This is a genomic window from Kribbella hippodromi (genome assembly GCF_039531045.1).
Lineage (GTDB): Bacteria > Actinomycetota > Actinomycetes > Propionibacteriales > Kribbellaceae > Kribbella > Kribbella hippodromi.
Genome location: NZ_BAAAPH010000011.1, coordinates 237139 through 258509 on the forward strand (window position 1 = coordinate 237139; position 21371 = coordinate 258509).

The window sequence follows — 21371 nt, forward strand, 5'->3', positions numbered from 1 at the left end:
CGCAGCCCGCCGACGCAGCCCACCGGCGCGGTCCTGGGCCGAACAGCATGAATGCCCGGGACCACGCAGGGTCCCGGGCATTCCGTGCTACGTCATCAGAGCTTGCGGCCGACCGCGCCGACGATGCACTCCTCGACCTGGTTCAGCGGCTTGATCCGCGGGCCGTCCGGCCACCAGTCGTCGCAGAGCACCAGGCCCGGGGCGACGAGTTCCTGATCGGGGAAGAACTCCATCAGCTCCGCGCGGGTACGGAACCGGCCGCTGCCCATCGGGCTGTGGATGAACTTGTCCTCCATCTTCTGCGCGACCGCGGAGTGCTCCGGCGTCTCGGGGTCGTAGAAGTGCGAGATCACCGTGTACGACCCGGGCACCACCGCGTCGACGTACTTCTGCATGATCTGCGCGCCCTCGGTGCCGATGTAGTGGTGCAGCGTGCCGGCCTGCATCACCGCGATCGGCTGGCTGAAGTCGAGGAACTCGCGCACCTCGGGCTTGTTCAGCACCTCGTCCGGGTCGAAGATGTCGGCGCTGACGAACAGCGTGTTCTCGTTCTCCTCGAGCAGCGCGCGGCCGTGCGCGAGCACCACCGGGTCGTTGTCGATGTAGAGCACCTTCGCCTCGGGCTGGATCCGCTGCACGACCTGGTGCGTGTTCTCGGCGGTCGGCAGGCCGGACCCGCAGTCCAGGTACTGCGTGATCCCCGCCTGGCCGGCCAGGAAGCGGCAGGAACGGATCAGGAAGTTCCGGTTCGACCAGGCCAGGTCCTGGGCCTGCGGCGCGGCGGCCTGGACCCCACGCAGCACCTCCCGGTCGACCTCGAAGTTGTCCTTGCCGCCCAGGAAGGCGTCGTACACCCGGGCGATGCTGGCCCGGCTGGTGTCGACGCCGACCGGGATCGAGCTTGGCGCGTTGGCAGCATCGACCATGTGGTGAACCTCGCAGAGAGTGATCGGGAGTTCTGTGCGTCAGACTCTACTGACTGTGAGGTGCGCTGAACACACCGCGTGTCCGGGTGATCATGCGGTGGTTCCGGATTCGTTGTGGAATGATCAACTGTTACCTGGGCATGCGTCGGGACAAGCTGTGGGAGGCGAGACGTGACCGAGCCAGGCGCTTACGGCGGTCCGACCGCCTTGCGCATCATGCTCGGAGTCCACCTGCGCCGGCTACGGGAGGACGCCGGGGTCAGCCGCAGCGACGCGGGCTGGGCGATCCGTGGTTCGGAGTCGAAGATCAGCCGGCTGGAGCTCGGCCGGGTCGGCTTCAAGGTCCGCGATGTCGACGACCTGCTGACGCTCTACAAACTCGACGACCCCGAGGAGCGCGACCGGCTGCTGACGCTGGCCCGCGAGGCGAACAACCCGGGCTGGTGGCAGCGGTACGACGACCTGACGCCGTCGTGGTTCCATTCCTATCTCGGCCTGGAGATGGCGGCCGACCTGATCCGTACGTTCGAGCTCCAGTTCGTCCCGGGCCTGCTGCAGACACCGGAGTACGCGCGAGCGGTCGTCCAGCTCGGCCAGCAGGATCAGCCGTTGTCACGCCCCGAGCAGGACCGGCTCATCTCGCTGCGGATGAGCCGCCAGGAAGTGCTGACCAGGCAACGACCGGCGCGGTTGTGGGCAGTCGTCGACGAATCCGTACTGCGGCGGCCGATCGGCGGGGTCAAGGTCCTGCGCGCGCAACTGGTGTTCCTGCTCGAGGCCTCGCGGCGGCACAACGTGACACTGCAGATCATCCCGTTCGAGAAGGGCGGGTACACCGCGACCGGCGGCGCGTTCACGCTGCTCCGGTTCAACGACTCGGATCTGCCCGACATCGTGTACATCGAGCACCTGACCAGCGCGATCTACCTGGACAAGCGCGACGAGTTGGACACGTACGCGGTGACGATGGACGCGGTGTCGATCACGGCCGCGCAGCCACGCGAGACGGAGAACCTGATCCGCCGCGCGATCGAGGCGCTCGACAACTACTGACGGCCGGTACGCACCTGAGCCGGCCGCGCGGTTCGGCTGAGGGCGGCCGGGGCTACTTGCGGCGCTCGGCGCCCGGGCCGGGGCGGAAGGCGACGTCCCGGGGCGCCGGGTCGTGGCCGGCTTCGCAGTGCATGGTGACGGTGACGCGTTCGCCACAGTCGCCGCGGTGCCGGGGCTCGATCGGCGGGCCGGCCGCGAGCGGCAGGTACTGGTCGCCCCACTGGATCATCGCGACGAGCACCGGGTAGAGGTCCAGACCGGCGGTGGTCAGCCGGTACTCGGAGCGCTCCCGCTGGCCGGCCAGCCGGTACGGGTGCCGGCGGATCAGGCCGCGCTCGATCAGCCCGGCGAGCCGCTCGGTCAGCACCTGCCGCGGAATCCCGGCCCGGGCCCGGATGTCCTCGAACCGGCGGACACCGACGAACAACTCGCGGAGAACGTGAAAAGTCCACTTGTCACCGAGGATCTCCATGATCCGGGAGATCGTGCAGTTCTCCGTCGACCAGTTCATCGCCTCCGGAACCTGCTCGTCCAGTACCGTGCTCATCCCACCAGGATAAGTCCGCTTGACAGACTCAGCCAAGCCAGGAACGCTGAATCCGTGAACCAGACTCAGGCGGGACCGCCAGCCGTCCGCCGTGCCGGTGAACCCGACGCGGACGCGCTGGCCACGATGCTGATGACGCTGACCGACCTCAGCCGCTACTTCCGGTTCCAGACCGCGATCGGTCACCCACCCCGCCCGGCGGTACTGCTGCGGATGCTCTGCCCGGCCGGCGCCGCCTTCGTCGCGACCCGGGGCGCCACCATCGTCGGCCACGCGATGTGGGCCTGGGCGCACGGCTCCACCTGCCTGCCAGGCGGCGCGGCTGACAGCGCGGGTGGAGCCGGCGGGCGGATGACAGCTGAGCTCGCCGCCGTGATCGGGGAGGACGAGCAGCGCCGCGGCCTCGGCGTCCGGATGCTGTCCATCGCCGCCGCGGACGCGATCGCCTCCGGCGCGACGCATTTCCTGTTTGTCGTCAGCGCCGCCAACGAACGCTCGATCCGGATGGTCCGCCGCCGCTGGCCGGACGCCATCGTCGAGCGCGACGGCACCCTCCTCACCTACCTGGCCCCAGCCCGCCTACCGAACGAGCCGGAAAAACGCCCGCACATCATCGACGAGCAAATCCGGAGCCTCGAGAGCAGCGAAATGCCCACCCCGGCCGAACTCCGACCAGTGCACAATCCGATGCCGACGCGCTGACACCCGCCGAATCGCCGGATCAGTAGGAAAAACAGCCACTCCGGTCGGCACCCCCGGCCGCAAATCGTCAACGCTCCGGCGATTCTCGTAATACAAATTGGCGGACGTCGCGCTGGTATTGGTGAACCAATAGATCGAGACATCGGTGAGCAGATGATCCAGCTCAACCGCATCCTCCGGCAAGGCCCGCGCCGGATCGGTCCACTCCCAGAACTTCTCCAGAATCCACGCCAGCTGCCCGACCGGTGAGTCACTCAACCCGAACGACACCGTCTGCGGCCGCGTCCCCTGCAAATCGGCGTACCCGGTCCCGACCGCACGCAACCGCTCCGCCGCCGCCAACCGCTCCCGCTCGACCTCGTCCAATTGCTCGCGATCACCCGGCTCAAGATCCGGGAAAGCCAAACCTCCATTGATATGTACGCCAACCACATGCTCCGGATCGAGCTGCCCCACCAGTGGCGACACGACCGATCCGGTGTCACCACCTTGTGCCCCGTACCGCTCGTAGCCCAGGCGCCGCATCAGCTCCACCCACGCCCGCGCGATCCGCCCGTGATCCCAGCCGGACTCCAGCGGTACGGAGAACCCATGCCCCGGAACCGACGGCACCACTAGCTGAAACGCGTCCCGAGGATCACCCCCGTACGCCGCCGGATCGGTCAACGGACCGATCACATCCAGGAACTCGGCCACCGATCCCGGCCAGCCATGCGTCAGTACCAACGGAAGCGCGTCCGGCTCGGGCGACCGTACGTGCAGGAAATGCACCGTCTGCCCGTCGATCCTGGTGATGAACTGCGGGTACGCGTTCAACCGCGCTTCCCACACCCGCCAGTCGTACGCCAACCACCGCTCCACCACGTGCCGCACGTACTCGACCGGCACGCCCCGCTCCCACCCGTCACCAGGTAGTTGCCGAGGCCAACGAATCGCCCGCAGCCGCTCCCGCAACCCGGCAAGCTCTGCATCCGGAACCGCAATCCGGAACTCGGAAATCATCTCCCTGAGCGTACCCGGGAATACGGGCACGGCCGCCGGTAGTTGCCGGATGACATGATCCTCGTGACGGGCGCCAGCGGAAACGTCGGGCGTGAGCTGACCGCCTTGCTGCCGGACGCCAAGCCGCTCGATCGCTCCACCGGCGCCGACCTCGCGAAACCGGACAGCCTCGACGACGCGCTCCGGGACGCCGACGCGGTCTTTCTGGTCTGGCCCTTCCTGACCAGCGACGGCGGCGCGGCCGTACTCGACAAGATCGCGAAGTACGCGCGGCGCGTGGTCTATCTGTCGTCGTCGGCGGTGCGATTCGGTGCGGAGACCGATCCGATCACCTGGTTGCACGCCGGCTTGGAGACGGCCGTCCGCGAATCCGGGGTCGAGTGGACGATCCTGCGGGCCGACACGTTCGCGTCCAACGCGCTCGGCTGGGCCGGACAGCTCCGCTCCGGTGATGTCGTCCGCGGACCGGACAGTGCCGCCACTGCCGTGATCGATCCCGCTGACATTGCCGCCGTCGCGGCCGGCGTCCTGCGCCAGCCCGATCCCGGCACGACGCTCACCCTCACCGGACCGGAAGTTGTCAGCCGGTCAGACCAAGTACGGATCCTCGGCACAGCGCTCAACCGGGAGCTGACCTTCCAGCCGACGCCCTTCGACGAGGCCCGCGCCCAACTGCTCTCCGACGGCCGGCCGCCGGAGCTGGTCGAGGCACTCATCGGCAGCGCCCAGAACCGGCCGGCGTCCGACCTCATCACGACGACCGTCCAAGACCGCACCGGCCGGCCCGCCGGCACCTTCCGCGCCTGGGCCGACCGGAACTCGGCTGCCTTCAGCTGATCAGTCCTCGACGAGGATCGCCAGGGCCGGGCAGACTGCCGCGGCCTGGTGGACGTCGGCGGACAGCTCTTCCGAAGGGTTGTCGGTGAGGAGGACGACGACACCGTCCTCGTCACGCTGGTCGAAGACGTCGGCGGCGGCGGTCACGCATTGGCCGGAGGCGACGCATTTGTCCTGATCCACGATGATCTTCACGGTGCTTTCCTTTCACCACGTCACGGGGAGCGAGTACACGCCGTACACGGCGCCGTCGTGCTTGAACGGGATCTCGTCCAGGCCGACGGCCCGGCGCAGCGTCGGGATGCGGCGGTAGAGCGTGCTGTACACGACCTGCAGTTCCATCCGCGCCAACGGTTGCCCAAGGCATTGATGGACGCCGAACCCGAACGCGATGTGATGCCGCGCGTCGCGGGTGACGTCCAACCGGTCCGGGTCCGGAAACGCGTCCGCGTCCCGGTTGCCGAGATCGTTCGGGAAGATCACCCCGTCACCGGTCTTCAGCACCTCACCGGCGAACTCGATGTCTTCCAGTACGGCCCGCCGCCGTCCGTTGTGCGTGATGTTCAGGTACCGCAGCAGTTCCTCGACCGCGCCCGCGACCAGCTTCGGGTCCTCGGTCTCCCGCAGTACGGCCAGCTGGTCCGGATGCTCCAGCAGCGCGAGCGTACCGAGCGCGATCATGTTCGCGGTCGTCTCATGACCGGCGATCAGCAGCAGTACGCCGATACCGGCCGCGTCCCGCCGGGTGAGTTCACCGGCCTTCACCCGCTCGGCCAGGCCGGAGAGCAGATCGTCCTGCGGGTTCGCCAGCTTCTCGCCCATCAGCTCGTTCAAGTACCGGCCGATATTGTTCCGCGCCTCGGTACGCTCCTCGACCGACGCACTGGTACGGATCAAGGTCTTGCTGTTCTGCTGAAAGAAGTCATGGTCCTCGTACGGCACCCCGAGCAGCCGGCAGATCACCAGCGACGGCACCGGCAGCGCGAACGCCGTGACCAGATCGACCGGCTTCGGACCGGCGAGCAGGTCGTCGATCAACTCGTCGACGATCTCCTGGACCCGCGGGCGCATCGCCTCGACCCGCTTGATCATGAACGGCGCCGTCACCATCCGCCGCAACCGGGAGTGTTCCGGGTCGTCCATCAGGATGAACCCGATCCCCGTGTCCTCGTCGGACTTCAACGGCCGGGCGACGCTGTTCGGGTACCCCGGTTTGCCGACATCGGAGCTCAGCCGTGGATCGGCGAGCAGCTTGCGCTGGTCCGCGTACCGCGTGACCAGCCACGCGGTCCGGTCGAAGACCTGCACCTTGACCAGCGGCGCCTCGTCCTGCAGGTCACGCAGTTGCGGCGGCGGATCGAACGGACACCCTGTTGCCCGGGTCATCGGATAGACAGGAACACTCATGCGATTCCTTCCCCAGAGATGTGTGCATTACGCCGGCTCGAGGTGCTGTCCCCGGTGCAGGCGAGTCTGTTTCGGCAGGTTCCAGCCGAGCACCGCGACCACGCGCCCGTCCCGCCGGTAGTGCGCGACGAAGCGCCGGGCCTCCAGGTTGCCCTCGGCAACCACCACCTCGGCGTCGGCGGCCGGCCGGCCGTGTACCTGGAGTTTCGCGGCGAACTGATCGGTCCAGAAGTACGGCACCGGCGTGTACGGGCGATCCGCGCCGAGGAGGTTGTCCGCGACGCACAAGGCCTGTTCGGTCGCATTGGTCCGGTTTTCCAGGCGGATCAGCGCATCGTCGTACTGCCAGCGCGCGACATCACCGGCCGCGTACACGCCATCCGCCGCTCGCAAGTACGCATCGCAAACGACACCGTTGTCGATCGTAAGACCGCTGTCTGACAACCACTCGGTCGCGGGTGTGGCGCCGAGCGCGACGACCACCACATCTGCCGGGATTACGTTGCCGTCGGCAAGCTGTACGCCGCTCACTCGACCGTCGAGCGCAGTCAGGCCGACCACCGCCGTACCCAACCGGAGCTCGACGCCCTCGGATCTGTGCAGCTCGGCAAGCAGTCCACCGATCACCGGACCGAGCTGGCTCTCCAACGGCACCGCCTGCGGCCCGGCCATCGTCACCGCAAGGCCCATTTTCCGTGCCGTAGCGGCGATCTCGGCACCCAGTACGCCATCACCGACCACGACCAGCCGCTTCGCCTCCGCAAAGTCCTTTCGCAGGGCGGAAGCATCATCGAGCGTACGCAGAACATGCACACCGTCGAACTGCACTCCTGGCAGCCGGCGCGGCGTGAGGCCGGTCGCGATCACCACCGAGTCAGCCGTCAATGTCCGCCCCGAAGCGGTCGTCACCGTACGCGAACCAGCATCGAAAGCGACCGCGGGATCACCAAGGACAAAGGAAGCGTCCAGCGCAGACAGCATCGCCTCCGGCCGCAGCCGGGTCCGGTCCTCGTCCCAGTCCCCACAGAGGAACTGTTTCGACAACGGCGGCCGGTCGTACGGCGGATGCCACTCCGCCCCGAGCACCGTGACCTGATCCCGGAATCCCTTGCGCCGCAGGGCTTCCACGGTCGTCAACCCGGCCGCGGATGCTCCTACGACGAGTACGCTCATCCGGTCACCGGCGCGGTCAGCAGACCGACGATCCCGTCGATCAGGCCATCCGCCATCTCCTGCCAACTGGCCCGCGCGGTCGGCCGGCCCTCGGCCAGCGCCCGCTCGAACTCGGCAGTCATCTGGATGATCAGGTGCCGGGCCATGTCCCCACGCTCGATCCGGACCGCCGGCGGCAGCTCGGCGAGATGCTCGCCCAGCCCCTCGACGACCTGCTGCAGCATCGGCGCGCTGAGCGATTCCTGTTGCTGGATCTCCCGCAGCGACGGGTCGTTCATCAGCTGGGCGCTGAACCGGGCCAGCCAGCTCGGCGTGCCGAGGCTGTCCATGTGATCAGTCGCCGACCGGACCAGGATCGTCACCCAGTCGCGGACGTCCGGCTCCGCGCCGAGCTCGGCGATCAACTCCCGCCGCCGCTCCTCGACCGGTACGGCGTGTTTGTGCACGATCGCCCGGACCAGGTCGGTCTTCGTACCGAAGTGGTACCCGACCGCGGTGTTGTTGCCCTGCCCGGCCGCCTCGCTGATCTGCCGGTTGGACACCTCGTGCACGCCACGCTCGGCGAACAGCCGCTCGGCCGTACTCAGGATGAGCTCCCGGGTGGCGTTCACCCGCGCCGACCGCTCCGGCCGTTCGGTTTTTGCCATCATCACCTTGATTACCTCCAAACCACTGGTACTTCCCGCAATCCGCCGACGAGCAGCCCCTCGACCAGCGGAAGTTCCGCTGCCGGCCCGGCCAGTGCAAGGGTCGGCAGGCGCCGGAGCAGGACCTCGAGCACCACCTGCAGTTCGGTCCGGGCCAGCGACTGACCGATGCACGAATGCGGTCCGGCGCCGAAGGTCAGGTGCACGTTCGGGCTGCGCGTCAGGTCCATCTCAGCAGGCTCGGCGAAGATCCGCTCGTCCCGGTTGGCCGATGCCATGCTGCAGATCGCGGTCGTTCCCGCGGGCAGCACGCCCTCGGACAGTTCGAGCTCTTCGGACAGGTACCGGATCATGCCGAAGCCGGCGTTCGCGTCGTACCGGAGCGTTTCCTCGACGGCGGTTCGTACCAGACCGGGGTCCGCGACGAGCTGCTCCCAGCGGTCCCGGTCGGCCAGCAGCATCGCCACCATCTTGCCGATCATGTTGGTGGTCGTCTCGTGCCCGGCGATCAGCAGACCAGTGCCGGTGGACACGAGCGCTTCGTCGGTCAGCGACTCCCCTGCCGAATCGGTGCCGGTGATCAGGTCGCTCAGCAGGTCAGTACCCGGGTGCGCCCGCTTGGCCGCGACGTGCCCGGCCATGTACGCCCGGAACTCGGACTGCGCCGTCTCCATCTCGGCGGCCGAGTAGCGACTCAGGTTCAGGAAGGTGTCGGACCAGTGCGAGAACCGGTCGCGATCGGAGGCCGGTACGCCGAGCAGCTCGCAGATCACCCACACCGGCAGCGGAAAGCCCAGACTCGCCTTCAGGTCGGCCGGCTGCCCGTGCGCGATCATCTCGTCGACCAACTGGTCGGCCATCGCCTCGATCGACGGCCGCAGCTCCGCCATCCGCTTGGCGGTGAACCACTTGGTGATCCGCCGCCGCCAGCGCTGGTGCCCCTCGCCGGACTGCGGTACGTCGTTGCGGGGCCGGTCGAAGATGCCGACGCCCTCGGCCGACAGCCGCGCCGCGCCCTCACCGGTCCGGGTGAACCGTGGGTCGGACAGCAGCTGCCGGACGTCGTCGTACCGCGTCAGCAGCGCGGCCTGATCGCCGCTCGGCAGCTTCACGTGCGCCACCGGGCACTGCTGCCGCAGGCGCTCCCACTCCGGCGGCGGCTCGATCGCGTCGACGGGCGGGATCGGGTACTCGGCGAGCTGATCACTATCGGTCACAGATCATCACCTCCGTGTGTTCTTTCCCCCAGCTTGCCTCGCGGACTTGTTTAAGTCAACTGACTGACTTAACGTATGGTTGCAGAAACCAACTATCTATCTCCGCCTCGGAGGCAACTGATGTCCGCAGCTCCATCCGTGCGTACCGGCGCCGTCGTGCCGGTGCTCGCTTCGGCCGGTATCACGGTCGCGCTGATGCAGACCCTGGTGATCCCGCTGGTCCCCGAGCTGCCCCGGCTGCTCAACGCCTCGGCCGCCGGCACCGCGTGGGCGATCACCGCCACCCTGCTCGCGGCCGCGGTCGCGACGCCGATCATGGGCCGGCTCGGCGACATGTACGGCAAACGCCGGATGCTGCTGATCAGCGTCGGCCTGCTGGTCGCCGGTTCGGTCGTCGCCGCGCTCAGCAGCTCACTGGTACCGATGATCGCCGGCCGCGCGCTGCAAGGCCTGGCCGCCGGCGTGATCCCGCTCGGCATCAGCATCATGCGCGACGAACTCCCCAGCGAGAAGCTGGGTACGGCGACCGCCCAGATGAGCGCCTCGCTCGGCGTCGGCGGCGCGCTCGGCCTGCCCGCGGCGGCACTGCTCGCGGAGAACTTCAACTGGCACACGCTGTTCTGGCTGTCGGCCGGCCTCGGCGTGATCGTCTTCGCGCTGATCCTGCGGTTCGTACCGGAATCGTCGGTCCGCTCCGGCGGCCGGTTCGACCTGCTCGGCGGGATCGGGCTGTCGGTGGGCCTGATTTCGTTGCTGCTGGCAATCTCTCAGGGCGCGAGCTGGGGCTGGACCGGCGGGCGTACGCTCGGCCTGTTCGCGCTCGCGGTGATCGCGCTGCTGGCCTGGGGCTGGTGGGAGACCCGGACCGACGAGCCGCTCGTCGATCTGCGCACCACCGCCCGCCCACAGGTACTGCTGACGAACCTCGCGTCGATGGTCTTCGGGTTCGCGATGTTCGCCATGTCGCTGGTGCTGCCGCAGTTGCTGCAGATGCCCAAGGCAACAGGTTTCGGACTCGGCCAGTCGATGCTCGCGTCCGGTCTGGTGATGGGGCCGTCCGGGTTGATCATGCTGATCACGGCGCCGTTCTCGGCGAAGATCTCGAAGGCCCGCGGCCCGAAGGTGACGCTGATGCTCGGTGCGGTCGTGGTCGCGGCCGGGTACGGCGTGGGCAGTGTGCTGATGGGTTCGGTCTGGGAGCTCGTGCTGGTATCGCTGCTGATCGGCGCGGGCATCGGCCTGGCGTACGGCGCGATGCCCGCGTTGATCATGGCCGCCGTACCCGTCTCCGAGACTGCTGCCGCGAACAGCTTCAACACCCTGATGCGCTCGATCGGTACGTCGGTGTCGAGCGCGGTAGCCGGCGTGATCCTCGCCAACCTCACCATCTCCCTGGGCGGCTACACCCTCCCGTCCCAAACCGGCTTCCGCACCGTCCTCCTGATCGGCGCCGGCGCCGCCCTGGCGGCCCTCGCGATCGCCGCCTTCATCCCCCGCAATCGGCAGCTCGACAGTACGTATACGCCTGCTGCCGAGCCCGCCACGCCTGAGCGCCTCGCCAATCCGGCGTAGTGGACATATACGTACTGTCCACATGCCGACCTCAGCCCAGGAAGTCGAGCGTGCGCTGCAGGAGGAGCTTGGCTGAGGGCTCGTCGTAGCTGGGGAGGGACGAGTCGGCGAAGAGGTGTTCCTTGCCGGGGTAGAGGAACAGTTCAGCCTCGGGGACGGCGGCGGTCAGGGCGCGGGCAGCGTCCAGGTCGCCGCCTTCCTCGGTGAAGAACGGGTCCTGGTCCATCCCGTGCACCTGCACCGGTACGCCATCGGGCCAGCTGCCGAACTCCTCCACCGGCAGGCACGAGTAGTAGAAAAGCGCGCCGACCGCGCCGGGACGGGTCTGGGTCAGCTTCTGCGCGGGCATCACGCCGAGCGAGAACCCGGCGTACACGACTCGCTCCGGCAGGCTCTGCGCCGCCTCGATGCCGCGCTCCAGGACGACCCCGAAGCCGGTGCTGCGCGCGTACTCGATGCCCTCCTCGAGGGTCGCGTAGGTGTTGCCCTCGTACAGATCCGGCGTGTGCACGGTGTGACCCGCCTGCCGGAGCTCGTCGGCAAATGCCCGCACCCCGTCGGTCAGTCCCTGCGCGTGGTGGTACAGCACGACCTCGGTCATCATCCGCTCCAATGATCCAAATATCTCGAACAATCGGCGATGTTAGTCTAATCGGACCATGCCGATCAACAGTGAGGTGCCCGACTACGAGCTCGCGGAGACGGTCGAGCTGACCACCGCCGAGCAGGTGCGGGCGATCAGCGACCCGTTGCGGACGACGATTCTCGGGCTGCTGCACGAGCGGGCTGCGACCGTCACCGAGCTGGCCACCGCGGTCGGGCGGCCGAAGAGCACGGTCGCTCATCACGTGAAGGTGCTCGCCGACGCGGGCATCCTGCGCGTGGTCCGGACCCGGCGGGTCCGGGCGATCGAGGAACGGTTCTACGGGCGCGCGGCGCGGATGTTCTTCGTCGGGCTCGGCCGGCAGGACGGGCAGTTGCCGCCGGACTTCAACGACTTCGAGGTCGCGGCCGGGGAGTCCAAACCGGCGTACGACGCCGGGCAAATGCGGTCGTTCATCCGGCACGCGCGGATCCCGGAGGACCGGGCGGCGGAGTTCTGGCAGCGGGTGGACGCGTTGATCCACGATTTCGATCGGTTGCCGCGGGCCGGTGACACGACGTACGGCTTCGCGGTCGGGCTGTACCCGATGATCGGCTACCCGACTTTACCGCCGGCCGAAGACGAGGACTAAGCCTCGCCGGCTTCGGTCTGAGTGTTTTCGGCTGCGGCTTGGGCGTTGGTTTCGGCGTTGGTTTCGGTGGTTTCGGTGGCGTAGCGGTCCAGGACGCCGGCCACCCGGGCGAGTACGTCCCGCGCGACCGCGTACTCCTCCGGGCCGAACTCCGCGGCGAACCGCTTCTCGAGCTCGATCAGGTACCGGAAGCCGTCCCCCGCCACCTCCAGCCCGTGCTCGGAGTAGGTGACCACCTTCGCGCGCCCGTCGTTCGGGTCCTCGCGCATCTCCAGCAGGTCGAGCCCGACCATGTCGCGGATCACCTCACCCATCGACTGCCGGGTGATCCCGGCCCGGGCCGCCATCTCCGCGGCCCGCGCGCCCTCGGCATGCAGCGTGCCGAAGACCGAGTTGTGCGCCATCTTCACCTCGGCGTGCCCGTCCGCGTGCGCCCGGCGAACCATGTCCGACTGCAGCGCCCGATGGGCCCGATCGACCAGCGCGATCAGCGGGCGAACTTCTGGACGTGGCACCTCAGCCCTTGACATGCCGTAAGGATACCTTCCAATATTTTGACAGGAATCCTTACGGTATCAGGGAGGGGCCGATGGATGCCAAGGAGCTTCACCCAGTAGTGGCCGGGCTGTTCGTCCGCGGCAGCCGGACGACGCGGGTCGCGATCGAGCAGGAGTACGTCGTCGCCGGCGCGGATGGGGGCGTGGTGCCGATCGGTACGGTCCGGCGGGCGGCGGCGGACGCGCTCGCGGCGCCGTACCTCAGTTTCGAACCGGGCGGTCAGCTCGAGTTGAGCCTGCCGCCCTCGGCCGAGCCGGTACGCGACCTGCGCTTGCTGGCGGCCGACCTTCGCAGCCGATTGGCGGCGTACGGGATCACGCTGCACGAGACCCCGGTCGATCGGCGGCCGGACGTACCGCTGCAACTGACCTCGCCGCGGTACGTCGCGATGCAGCGGCACTTCGACCGGATCGGTCCGGCCGGTCGCCGGATGATGCGGCGGACCACCTCCACCCAGATCTGCCTGGATTGGTGGCCCGGACCGGTCGGCCTCGAGCAGTGGCGCGTGCTGAACCTTGCCGGTCCGATGCTTGCGGCGCGTTTCGCTCGTGATCGTGAGCGGATCGCGATCTGGCTGGCGGTCGATCCAGCGCGTACGGGCTTCGATGATCGGCTGCTGCGCGGTGACGATCCGATCGCGGCCTACACCGCCTTCGCCGCCGGCGCGGAGGTCTTTGTGGACGGCGGTCCGGCGGAGCATGTCAGCACGCTCTTCCCGCCCGTTCGGCCGCGCGGGCGCTATCTGGAAGTCCGTTTCCTCGATGCGCAACCACCGGCCGCGCTCGATCAGGCGGTCGCCGAGCTCAGTCGGTTGATGTACGACGACATGCACCGGCGCAACGTACTCCGGCGGCTGGAACCGGCTTCTCTCCGGGAGCAGTGGGGTGCCCTCGATCAGGTGGTGGCGGCATGAACGGCGCGCTGTTCGTCACTGATCCGCTGACCGGATTGCAGGCCGACGTCGACGCCAGCATCGGACTGATGAGTGCGACGCAGGACCTAGGCGTCGAGGTCTGGTGCTGCTCGCCGGAAGATCTGGCCTTTGCCGACGGGCAGGTCCGGGCGTACGCGCGGCGCATCCGCCTCCGGCCGCGAACCGCACAACGCGGCGATCATCGTTGGATTGTCGACAAGACCTGGTGGGACGAGCTCGACCGTGCGGTTGTGGAGGTCGCGTCGTTCGAGGTCGTGCACGTACGGATCGATCCACCGGTTGATGCGCGGTACCTGCATACGACGTACTTGCTGGACCTCGTGGAGGACACGCGGATGATCAACCGGCCGCAAGGGATCCGGGCGATGCACGAGAAGCTCGTCGCGCTGCGGTTTCCGGACTTGTGCCCGGCGACGTACGTCGGGGCTGATCCGGTCGCGTTGCGGTCGTTCGTCGCGGCTGTCGGTACAGCGGTGGTGAAGCCGGTCGACGGGTTCGCGGGGCATGATGTGTGGCTCGTACCGGATGATCGAAGCGCTGCCGCTTTGTTGCAATCGGCAACGTCCGGCGGGCGGCTGGTGATTGCCCAGGAGTATCTGCCTGCGGTTGCTGCTGGCAACAAGCGATTGTTCTTGCTGGACGGCGAGATCGTCGGCGCGGTCCTGCGGCGGCCGGACGCCGACGACTTCCGGATCGGTCCGCCGGTCGCAGCGGCCGGAATCGACGACCACGACCGCGCGATCGCCGCCGCGCTCGGGCCGGTCCTGCGCGGGTACGGCCTGGTGATCGCCGGCGCGGACGTGATCGACGGCCGGCTGATCGAGGTCAACGTCACCTGTCCCGGCGGCATGCACAAGACCGACGCACTGCTCGGGACCCGACTCAGTCACACCATCGTGAGCAGTTTGTTCGAAGGAGCACTCGTATGAACCTCAGCACCGTCACCGTCGTTTGCATCGCCCTGATGGGCATACTCCTCTTCCTGCTCGGCGCCAACGTCAGTCGCAACCGTGCGTTGCGCGGCACTGGCAACCAGATTCCGACCGATCCGAGCGATCGGTTGCTGATCGCGGTGCGTGCGCATGGCAACGCGGCCGAGTACATCCCGACCATGATCGTGCTGCTGCTGGTGTGTTCGGCGTTGTCGGACAGTCCGCTGATCGGCGTACTCGCGGTGGCCGCTGTCGTCGTACGCACCGTGCACGCGGTCGGCATCCTCACCTCGTCGACACTGGCGACGCACGGACCGCTGAGAGATGTCGGTGCCGTCGGCACCTATCTCGTCGGGATCGCGCTCGGTGTCACCGCGATCGTGACGCTCTGAACGCGGTCGGCGTACTGCCGGTGTGCTGCCGGAACGCCCGCGCGAAGTGCTGACTGGAGCTGAACCCGAGGCTCAGCGCGAGCGCGGTGATCGTGACATCGCTTGCCTCCAGCAACTGACGGGCGCGGTCGATGCGGCGCTCGCTGAGGTACCGGTGCGGCGGCTGGCCGAGCTCGTTCGCGAACAGCTCGGCCAGGTACGCCGGGGCGAGCCCGACGCGATCGGCGAGCTCACGGAGCGTCCAGTGTTCGTGGAACTCCTGGTCCAGCAGGCGTTTGACCGTACGCACCGCGGGGTGCATTGCCAGCTGCGGTACGGCGGTCGGCGCCAGCGCTCTGGAAACCGCGAGGATCAAATGGTCAACGGCCAGCTCCAGGCCGAGGTCGGTGTACTCGTAGCGGGTCGTGAGTTCACGGACAAGCTGCGCGAACGCGTACGCGAGCTCTCCCGCCTCGGTGTGTACGACGGTCGTCGGCCAGTGCGGCGCGAGAGCGGGATGGCGTCGTACGACCGGCTCCAGGTCGACTGCCGCGAAGTAGAAGTGGTGGTTGCCGGACCGGCCCGCGAGGTGATGGATGAGACCTGGTGGCACGGCGAACAGGTGGCCCGGATGCAGGACGTAGCTCTCACCGCCGGCCATCCAGTGCGTGGTGCCGTGCTGCTGGAGGTAGATCTCCCAGACCGGATGGACATGCGGTTCGATCAGGAAATGCTCGGGCGCCCATTGCTCACCCGCGTGCACCAGGCCGCTCGTACCGGGGAAACCCTCGGCATGGAAGCCGGCGCGCAGGCCGTCCGGCCGGTACAAGGACACCTGAAGATTGTGTCCGGTCGGCTGAACATCGGCAACGCCGTTTTCTGGTGCGGTTTCTAGGTTGGGCGGTATGAAGCCTGAGGACATTGCCTTCTACCGTGAGTACGGCTATTGGATCTCGCCGGTGATTGTCCCGCCGGAAGTACTTGATGCGGCGGAGCGGGGGATGGAGCGGTTCTACGCGGGTGATCACGATCATTCGCTTCCGGACGTACCGGCCACGCGGGGTTGGCAGCCGTCCGATGGGGACGTGCTGCGGAAGAACGACTATTCCTCGTTGCGGGTCGATGAGTTGGCCGCGCTCGTACGGCATCCGGCGATCGGTGAAACCGCGGCCGCGTTGTCCGGTGCGGAGGGGATTCGGTTGTGGCACGACCAGTTGTTGTGGAAGCCGCCGGGTGGGGTGGCGCAGGTTGGCTGGCATACCGATCGGCAGTACTGGCAGTCGTGCAGCTCGGAAGACATGCTGACTGCTTGGGTCGGGTTTCACGATGTCGACGAGGTCAACGGAGCCGTCGCGTTCCTGCCTGGCAGCCATCGGTGGGACATCACGGGCCTGGACTTCTTCTCGCAGGACTCGGCTGCGCTGGAGGCGTCGATTGTCGCGCAGGGGTTCGATCCGACGCCGGTCGTACCGCGGATGAAACGCGGCCAGGTCAGCTTCCACAACTGCCGCACCGTCCACGGCAGCTCTCCCAACCTGAGCTCCGCCCCACGCCGCTCGATCGCCATCCACCTCCAACCCACCACCAACCGCTGGCGCCCCGGCTCCACCCACCCCAACGACACCCTCGTCCCCCACAACCCCACCCCCGACTACACCCACCCCACCATCCAGCCCCAACTCTGGCCCACCCCGCAGTAGTCCCACCCCACCCCATCTCAAACGTGAACCCCTCAACTACACCCTTCACCCCCCGCATGCGGGTGGTTAACAGACCACCTCAGACGTGAACCCCGCAGTTTGCGCCGGTGGGTGGTTAGGGTTTGGTTTGGACCTGGCGTCGATCGAGGAGCTGCTGATGACTGCTGATCCGACCATGGCCCGGATCGGTGAAGGTGTCGATCTTCATCATCGGCAGGGGAAGCGAGACGCGGCGCGGGAGCTGTTCGCGCAGCTCTGGACGGACATCGGCGCCGAACAAGGCGAACCGCTGCATGTCTGCGTCCTCGCGCACTCGATGGCCGACGTACAGGACGAGGTCGCCGAAGAGCTTGCGTGGGACTTGAAGGCACTGGCCGCGGCGGAGCGGATCACCGACGAGGAGATTGCCCAGGCCGGCGTACCCCTCTCCGTCACCGGCCTCTATCCGTCCCTGCACCTCAACGTCGGCGAGTGCTACCGCAAGCTGGGCGACCTTGACCGCGCCCGCGACCACCTCCAGCACGCCCGCGACACCATCGGCGTACTGGCAGACGACGACTACGGGCGCCTGATCCGCACCGGGCTCGCCGACCTCGCCGATCGGCTGCGGGAGTCCGGGGATCGCTAAGGTTCGTGGTGACCACGTAGCTGACGCAGAGGAGGAGCGATGGACCGCGAAGATGGCTGGAGCGGGATCGTCGTGAAAAAGTCTCGGGCGATGTACGACGGCGCGAATCTGTATCGCAAGCTCGAGATCAAGCTCGACAGCGGCGAAGTGCAGGACGTCAAGGTCAAACGTGACCTCTGGAAACAACTCGAGGTGGGCGACCGCGTCACCAAGGACGCCGGCGCCGATCCGCACCGCGATTAGTTCTCCAGCACAACAGTTGCTTCCTCGAAGCAATGTCCCGCCCAGGCCGAGGCTTGGGCGGGACACTAGTTAGCTATTTCAGTGTTGCCGGCCGGCGCGGCGTTTCCGGCTGATCAGCAGCAGAACGGCGCCCGCGGCGAGGAGGAAGCCGCCGAGGATCAGGAAGAGCGGCGGCACGTTCGCGCCGGTCGCGGCCAGCGAACCGCCTGGCTCCTTGGGCGGACTTGACGGCGACTGCGATGACGTCGGCGACATGGTCGGAGTGACCGAGGGGGTCGTCGACGGAGTGACCGTAGGCGACGGTGTCGGCGAGGCAGTCGGTGTCGTCGGCGGTGGGGTGGACGGAGGCGTCGGCAGTGGGATGTAGACGCCGGCGTCGATCGTGTGATCGACCCCGCCCGCGACTGCCGGTGCGGTCACCGGGGCGTACCCCTTGCAGAGCTGCCCGCTGGTGGGTGGCGTGACATTCGAGTCGTGCGCACGATCATTGCCTGCGACCGGGAGCGTGAACCGAAGGTCCGTGGCCGCCGGTGTCCGCGGCACGTTGCTCGTATCGGCAGTACACACATTGAACTCGACCGTGTACTTGGCGCCGCGCGTCAGCTCGTACGCTGCGCCGACCCCGCCGAAGTAGTACTCGCCCGCGGCGTCCGTCTTCGTGGTCGCCACCTGCTTGCCGTCGGCATCCAGCAGGTTGACGGTCGCGTCCTTCAGCGGCACCTCGTCCTCGTGGTACGGGTCCTGGATGCCGTTGTGATCACCGTCGAACCAGACGATGTTGCCGATCTGGATCGGTGCGTTCGCGGCCGCGTACGCGATGTCGCCGAGACCACCCGCCTTGCCGAAACTGTTGGCGGGGCCGACGAACTGGTACCCGTGTTTCGGGTTCTCCTGACCGGGCCCGATGCCGGTGTCGATGTTGTAGAAGCCGGCGCCGTTCGAGTTCACGTCCCGGGCCGGGTCGAGCTCGGTGCTGACCACCCAGTCCTGCTGCGGGATGTAGGCGACCGACCCCTGCGAGGTCTCCTGGTGCAGACCGTTGCCGGACCGGTTCGGGTCGAAGAAGTCACCGTGGAAGTACTCGATCACGCCCTCCGGCTCGTGCCCGTTGGTCGCGGTCGTTCCGTGGTTCGGGCAGCTCCCGGTCCCTTCCCAGTCGTACCCGCCGTCCGGCTTGGCGCAGGCCATGTTGATGTCGCCGCCGGACATGCCCGTCTGGATCGTGTCGTTCCCCGGTCGCGGGTCCATACCGTTGCCGATGACATCCATGAACCGGTCCCGGAAGCCGAGGATCATCGATCCGTTCCGGCTGAAGGCGAGGGTCGCAAGCTCCGGCTGCGGGTTGACGAACAGGTTGGTGCCGGCCGCGCGGCTGTCCCAGTTCAGCAGGCTGGTGTCCCACGGGTTCCAGTGGTTGGTGGACGGGGGAATCATCCCCATCAGGACCTGACCGCGCGCGAACCCGAGCCCCTGGGTCAGTATGGGTGTGAACGTCGTGCCGTCATAGCTGTAGACGACCGCCTTCAGGTCATCGCGCTGCTTGGTGCTTTCCGCGGAACACACGCCGCCCACGTACAGCTTGCTGTCGTGAGCCGTCAGCGCGAACGGCCGCCAGTCGCCCGCGAACGCGCACCCGGGGTCGGGGATGCGTACGGACTTCGCCGGCCGCGCACTGTCACCGGTCGCGTCGAAGCTGACGAGCCGCCGGGTCAACAGGTTCACCGCATACAGGGTCTCACCGTCCTCGGACAGTGCGAGACCACCGATGCTTTCCTTGCCCGGGGCATCGGTGAACAGCGGGTCCTTGCGCATGTCGCCAGGACCGTGCGGCGTCACCGCGACACCCGGCACCTTCGCGAACAGCGTCGGCGCGCTGGAGCCGTCGAGCGCGGTGGTGTAGATCGCGCCGGCGCCTTCCGGACCGTACGCCGTGAAGCGTTTCGCGAACGCGGCCTGGAAGATGCGCTTGCGGTACTTGTCGTACGCGAGCCCCCAGGTCGTACCCACCTGGGCCTGGGTGTTGATCACCTTCGGGCAAGGCAGCTGGTCCGGGCAGGTACCGCGGGCGTCCTGGCCGAAGGACACCAGCGCCCGCGCGTTCGGGTCGGGCGCGGAGCCGTCGGAGTTCACGGCCGGGCTCTGCACCGGCACGTAGTACCTGGAATCGGGCAACGTGTAGTCGGCCGGGTTCCAGACCGCGGTGATGACCGAGTCGTCCTTGCCGTTGCGCAGGTCGACGAACGACGTGAAGCTGTCGAAGTGGTTGTCGGCCGTGGAGGCCGGTGCGGCCCGCAAGTACCCGTCGTACGGCGCCGGGATCGAGACGTCCACCCGGTACTGCCCGCCGATCAGCGTGGCGGACGGTGCGACGACCACCTTGCCGGTGGAGTCCGTCGTCCCGCGGACGTGATGGCCGGCCGTGTCGGTGACCTCGACGACGATGCCCTGCTGTGGTGTGTCCATCGCGGCGTTGATCACGCCGGTACCGAAAAAGTCGCGCAGCACCTGGACCGTCAGCGTCCCGTCGGCGCTGGCGGCACCGGCCGCGCCGCTGGTCGCGACCATCGTGGCCGCGGCGCTGCCGGTCAGCAACAGGCCCGCCAATGCCGCGCGCAGTACCCGCCGATCCCCCGGTCTGCCGCGCCGTGTTCTACCGGCTCTGCTCATATTTGCCGCTGTCCCCTTTGAGGTTCTGTGCGCTCAGGCTGTTCCATGCGCTCAGCGTGGTCGTCCGATCGCAATCCGCTTCTAAATCGCCTCAGCCAACCAGAACACTGCGTAACAAAGACCTACACGCCGGGTGAAATGCTGGGTGAATCTGACCGCCTGTTAGCGTCCGGCGCCATGCGAAACCTGCCGAATCCGCGCACTCTGAGCCGTCGCACCCGATGGCTGGTTGGCGCCGGTGTCATTGCCGGAATAACTGCTGTCGCAGTGATTGCCGCGGTTCTTTTCCAAGATTCAGGCTCCGGTCCGGACAAATCGCGCGCATTGACGGCGGACGAAGCGAATCGATTGGCGATCACCCGGTTCCGCAATTACGAGACCGGCGGGCGGTCGGTGCGGATCACGGTGCCTGATGTGGCGGGCGGGCTGGTGGTCACCGCTTCGGTCGATTTCCGTTCCAAATTGGCGTACGGGGTGATCCGCGGGGAGGGGCGCAATTCGTCCAGCGATGGGCTTGTGCAGTGGACGCCGACGGTTGTCTCCGTTGCGCCGCTGGCGGATGCGCCGGATCAGGCGCCGACTACCCCGCCGGCGACTGGGTGGAGCAGCCGGCCGTTGCAGGCGAACGGGAGTGCGCTGGACAGTGCGTTGCGGATCGCACTGGGGCTGGGCAACGACCGGCCGGACAATGCGCAGTTACTGCCACAGAACGGTGCTTCGTGGCTCGGTCAGGAGACTGTGAACGGGCATGAGGTGGCGAGGATGAGCGGGCCGGGAGCGCGGGATCGGCCTGACACACAGGGCACTGTGCATTACTGGATCGCGGGGGACGGGACTATGTATCGCGTTCAGGTTTCGGTGGCTTCTGATCCGCAGCCGGTGGTCATCGACTTCGACACCCGGCCGTACACGCCCGTGAAACCTCTCCCCCGGTAAGCACCGCTTGATGTAGGAGCGTTTCTGGTGGCGGGTTCAGGGGGTGATTGCAACACCTGTCGGTTGAAGGGGTGTTGTGATGGG

General features: G+C 67.6%; 23 protein-coding genes and 1 pseudogene. 12 read left to right on the forward strand and 12 right to left on the reverse strand.

What is annotated here, in order from left to right:
* Positions 1 to 95 precede the first annotated feature (95 nt).
* Complete coding sequence (locus tag ABD260_RS19045) at positions 96 to 926, reverse strand: SAM-dependent methyltransferase (protein ID WP_344234937.1); 831 nt, start codon at positions 924 to 926, stop codon at positions 96 to 98.
* A 171-nt stretch (positions 927 to 1097) separates the two neighbouring features.
* Between ABD260_RS19045 and ABD260_RS19050 the strand changes: the two genes are divergently transcribed.
* Positions 1098 to 1979: a helix-turn-helix domain-containing protein gene (locus ABD260_RS19050; protein ID WP_344234938.1), complete on the forward strand. Its 882-nt coding sequence runs from the start codon at positions 1098 to 1100 to the stop codon at positions 1977 to 1979.
* Between the two features lie 52 nt (positions 1980 to 2031).
* Here the strand turns inward: ABD260_RS19050 and ABD260_RS19055 are convergent, their stop codons facing one another.
* On the reverse strand, positions 2032 to 2526 hold the full coding sequence (locus tag ABD260_RS19055) for a winged helix-turn-helix transcriptional regulator (RefSeq protein WP_344234939.1): 495 nt from the start codon (positions 2524 to 2526) through the stop codon (positions 2032 to 2034).
* Between the two features lie 213 nt (positions 2527 to 2739).
* On the opposite strand from ABD260_RS19055, the pseudogene ABD260_RS19060 reads away from it, so the two are divergent.
* Positions 2740 to 3027 (forward strand): annotated as a pseudogene (locus ABD260_RS19060) (GNAT family N-acetyltransferase); the annotation flags it as partial.
* Between the two features lie 78 nt (positions 3028 to 3105).
* On the opposite strand, the gene ABD260_RS19065 reads toward ABD260_RS19060, so the two are convergent.
* A complete protein-coding gene (locus tag ABD260_RS19065) occupies positions 3106 to 4230 on the reverse strand; it encodes an epoxide hydrolase family protein (RefSeq protein WP_344234940.1) in 1125 nt (374 codons plus the stop codon).
* A 54-nt stretch (positions 4231 to 4284) separates the two neighbouring features.
* On the opposite strand from ABD260_RS19065, the gene ABD260_RS19070 reads away from it, so the two are divergent.
* Complete coding sequence (locus ABD260_RS19070; protein ID WP_344234941.1) at positions 4285 to 5067, forward strand: NAD(P)H-binding protein; 783 nt, start codon at positions 4285 to 4287, stop codon at positions 5065 to 5067.
* On the opposite strand, the gene ABD260_RS19075 is transcribed toward ABD260_RS19070, so the two are convergent.
* The 5 genes from ABD260_RS19075 to ABD260_RS19095 are packed head-to-tail and all read right to left on the reverse strand — an operon-like array spanning position 5068 to position 9511.
* Positions 5068 to 5262 carry a ferredoxin gene (locus ABD260_RS19075; RefSeq protein WP_344234942.1) on the reverse strand — a complete coding sequence of 65 codons (195 nt, stop codon included), beginning with the start codon at positions 5260 to 5262 and terminating at the stop codon, positions 5068 to 5070.
* 12 nt (positions 5263 to 5274) lie between these two features.
* Complete coding sequence (locus ABD260_RS19080) at positions 5275 to 6474, reverse strand: cytochrome P450 (RefSeq protein WP_344234943.1); 1200 nt, start codon at positions 6472 to 6474, stop codon at positions 5275 to 5277.
* A gap of 27 nt (positions 6475 to 6501) precedes the next feature.
* On the reverse strand, positions 6502 to 7647 hold the full coding sequence (locus ABD260_RS19085; protein WP_344234944.1) for an NAD(P)/FAD-dependent oxidoreductase: 1146 nt from the start codon (positions 7645 to 7647) through the stop codon (positions 6502 to 6504).
* A complete protein-coding gene (locus ABD260_RS19090) occupies positions 7644 to 8294 on the reverse strand; it encodes a TetR/AcrR family transcriptional regulator (RefSeq protein ID WP_344234945.1) in 651 nt (216 codons plus the stop codon). Before ABD260_RS19090 ends, ABD260_RS19085 begins: the two co-directional genes overlap by 4 nt.
* A gap of 11 nt (positions 8295 to 8305) precedes the next feature.
* Entirely contained in the window at positions 8306 to 9511 is a 1206-nt protein-coding gene (locus ABD260_RS19095; protein WP_344234946.1) for a cytochrome P450, read from the reverse strand.
* A 120-nt stretch (positions 9512 to 9631) separates the two neighbouring features.
* Here ABD260_RS19095 and ABD260_RS19100 point away from each other — a divergent pair, with 120 nt between their 5' ends.
* Complete coding sequence (locus tag ABD260_RS19100; protein ID WP_344234947.1) at positions 9632 to 11083, forward strand: MFS transporter; 1452 nt, start codon at positions 9632 to 9634, stop codon at positions 11081 to 11083.
* Positions 11084 to 11114: 31 nt separating this feature from the next.
* Here the strand turns inward: ABD260_RS19100 and ABD260_RS19105 are convergent, their stop codons facing one another.
* Entirely contained in the window at positions 11115 to 11717 is a 603-nt protein-coding gene (locus tag ABD260_RS19105; RefSeq protein WP_344234948.1) for a dienelactone hydrolase family protein, read from the reverse strand.
* Positions 11718 to 11742: 25 nt separating this feature from the next.
* Between ABD260_RS19105 and ABD260_RS19110 the strand changes: the two genes are divergently transcribed.
* Entirely contained in the window at positions 11743 to 12318 is a 576-nt protein-coding gene (locus ABD260_RS19110; protein WP_344234949.1) for an ArsR/SmtB family transcription factor, read from the forward strand.
* Here the strand turns inward: ABD260_RS19110 and ABD260_RS19115 are convergent.
* Complete coding sequence (locus tag ABD260_RS19115; RefSeq protein ID WP_344234950.1) at positions 12315 to 12848, reverse strand: MarR family transcriptional regulator; 534 nt, start codon at positions 12846 to 12848, stop codon at positions 12315 to 12317. The genes ABD260_RS19110 and ABD260_RS19115 overlap by 4 nt on opposite strands.
* Before the next feature lie 59 nt (positions 12849 to 12907).
* On the opposite strand from ABD260_RS19115, the gene ABD260_RS19120 reads away from it, so the two are divergent.
* From ABD260_RS19120 to ABD260_RS19130, 3 genes are read left to right on the forward strand one after another with little or no spacing between them, the layout of a single operon-like run.
* Positions 12908 to 13789 carry a glutamate-cysteine ligase family protein gene (locus ABD260_RS19120; RefSeq protein WP_344234951.1) on the forward strand — a complete coding sequence of 294 codons (882 nt, stop codon included), beginning with the start codon at positions 12908 to 12910 and terminating at the stop codon, positions 13787 to 13789.
* Entirely contained in the window at positions 13786 to 14739 is a 954-nt protein-coding gene (locus ABD260_RS19125; RefSeq protein WP_344234952.1) for an ATP-grasp domain-containing protein, read from the forward strand. Before ABD260_RS19120 ends, ABD260_RS19125 begins: the two co-directional genes overlap by 4 nt.
* The gene (locus tag ABD260_RS19130) at positions 14736 to 15134 is read left to right on the forward strand and encodes an MAPEG family protein (RefSeq protein WP_344234953.1); all 399 of its coding nucleotides are present in this window, start codon (positions 14736 to 14738) and stop codon (positions 15132 to 15134) included. The genes ABD260_RS19125 and ABD260_RS19130 overlap by 4 nt, the downstream gene beginning before the upstream one ends.
* Here ABD260_RS19130 and ABD260_RS19135 read toward each other — a convergent pair.
* Positions 15112 to 15948: a helix-turn-helix transcriptional regulator gene (locus tag ABD260_RS19135; protein ID WP_344234954.1), complete on the reverse strand. Its 837-nt coding sequence runs from the start codon at positions 15946 to 15948 to the stop codon at positions 15112 to 15114. The two genes, ABD260_RS19130 and ABD260_RS19135, sit on opposite strands and share 23 nt — an antisense overlap.
* A gap of 70 nt (positions 15949 to 16018) precedes the next feature.
* Between ABD260_RS19135 and ABD260_RS19140 the strand changes: the two genes are divergently transcribed.
* The 3 genes from ABD260_RS19140 (at position 16019) to ABD260_RS19150 (ending at position 17684) form a co-directional block, all read left to right on the forward strand.
* Positions 16019 to 16813 carry a phytanoyl-CoA dioxygenase family protein gene (locus ABD260_RS19140; RefSeq protein ID WP_344234955.1) on the forward strand — a complete coding sequence of 265 codons (795 nt, stop codon included), beginning with the start codon at positions 16019 to 16021 and terminating at the stop codon, positions 16811 to 16813.
* A 157-nt stretch (positions 16814 to 16970) separates the two neighbouring features.
* On the forward strand, positions 16971 to 17441 hold the full coding sequence (locus ABD260_RS19145) for a tetratricopeptide repeat protein (RefSeq protein ID WP_344234956.1): 471 nt from the start codon (positions 16971 to 16973) through the stop codon (positions 17439 to 17441).
* A gap of 39 nt (positions 17442 to 17480) precedes the next feature.
* Complete coding sequence (locus ABD260_RS19150; RefSeq protein ID WP_344234957.1) at positions 17481 to 17684, forward strand: DUF7489 domain-containing protein; 204 nt, start codon at positions 17481 to 17483, stop codon at positions 17682 to 17684.
* Between the two features lie 78 nt (positions 17685 to 17762).
* On the opposite strand, the gene ABD260_RS19155 is transcribed toward ABD260_RS19150, so the two are convergent.
* Positions 17763 to 20351, reverse strand: a complete 2589-nt coding sequence (locus tag ABD260_RS19155; RefSeq protein WP_344234958.1) for an SdrD B-like domain-containing protein — start codon at positions 20349 to 20351, stop codon at positions 17763 to 17765.
* A 177-nt stretch (positions 20352 to 20528) separates the two neighbouring features.
* On the opposite strand from ABD260_RS19155, the gene ABD260_RS19160 reads away from it, so the two are divergent.
* Complete coding sequence (locus tag ABD260_RS19160; RefSeq protein ID WP_344234959.1) at positions 20529 to 21287, forward strand: hypothetical protein; 759 nt, start codon at positions 20529 to 20531, stop codon at positions 21285 to 21287.
* Positions 21288 to 21371 lie beyond the last annotated feature (84 nt).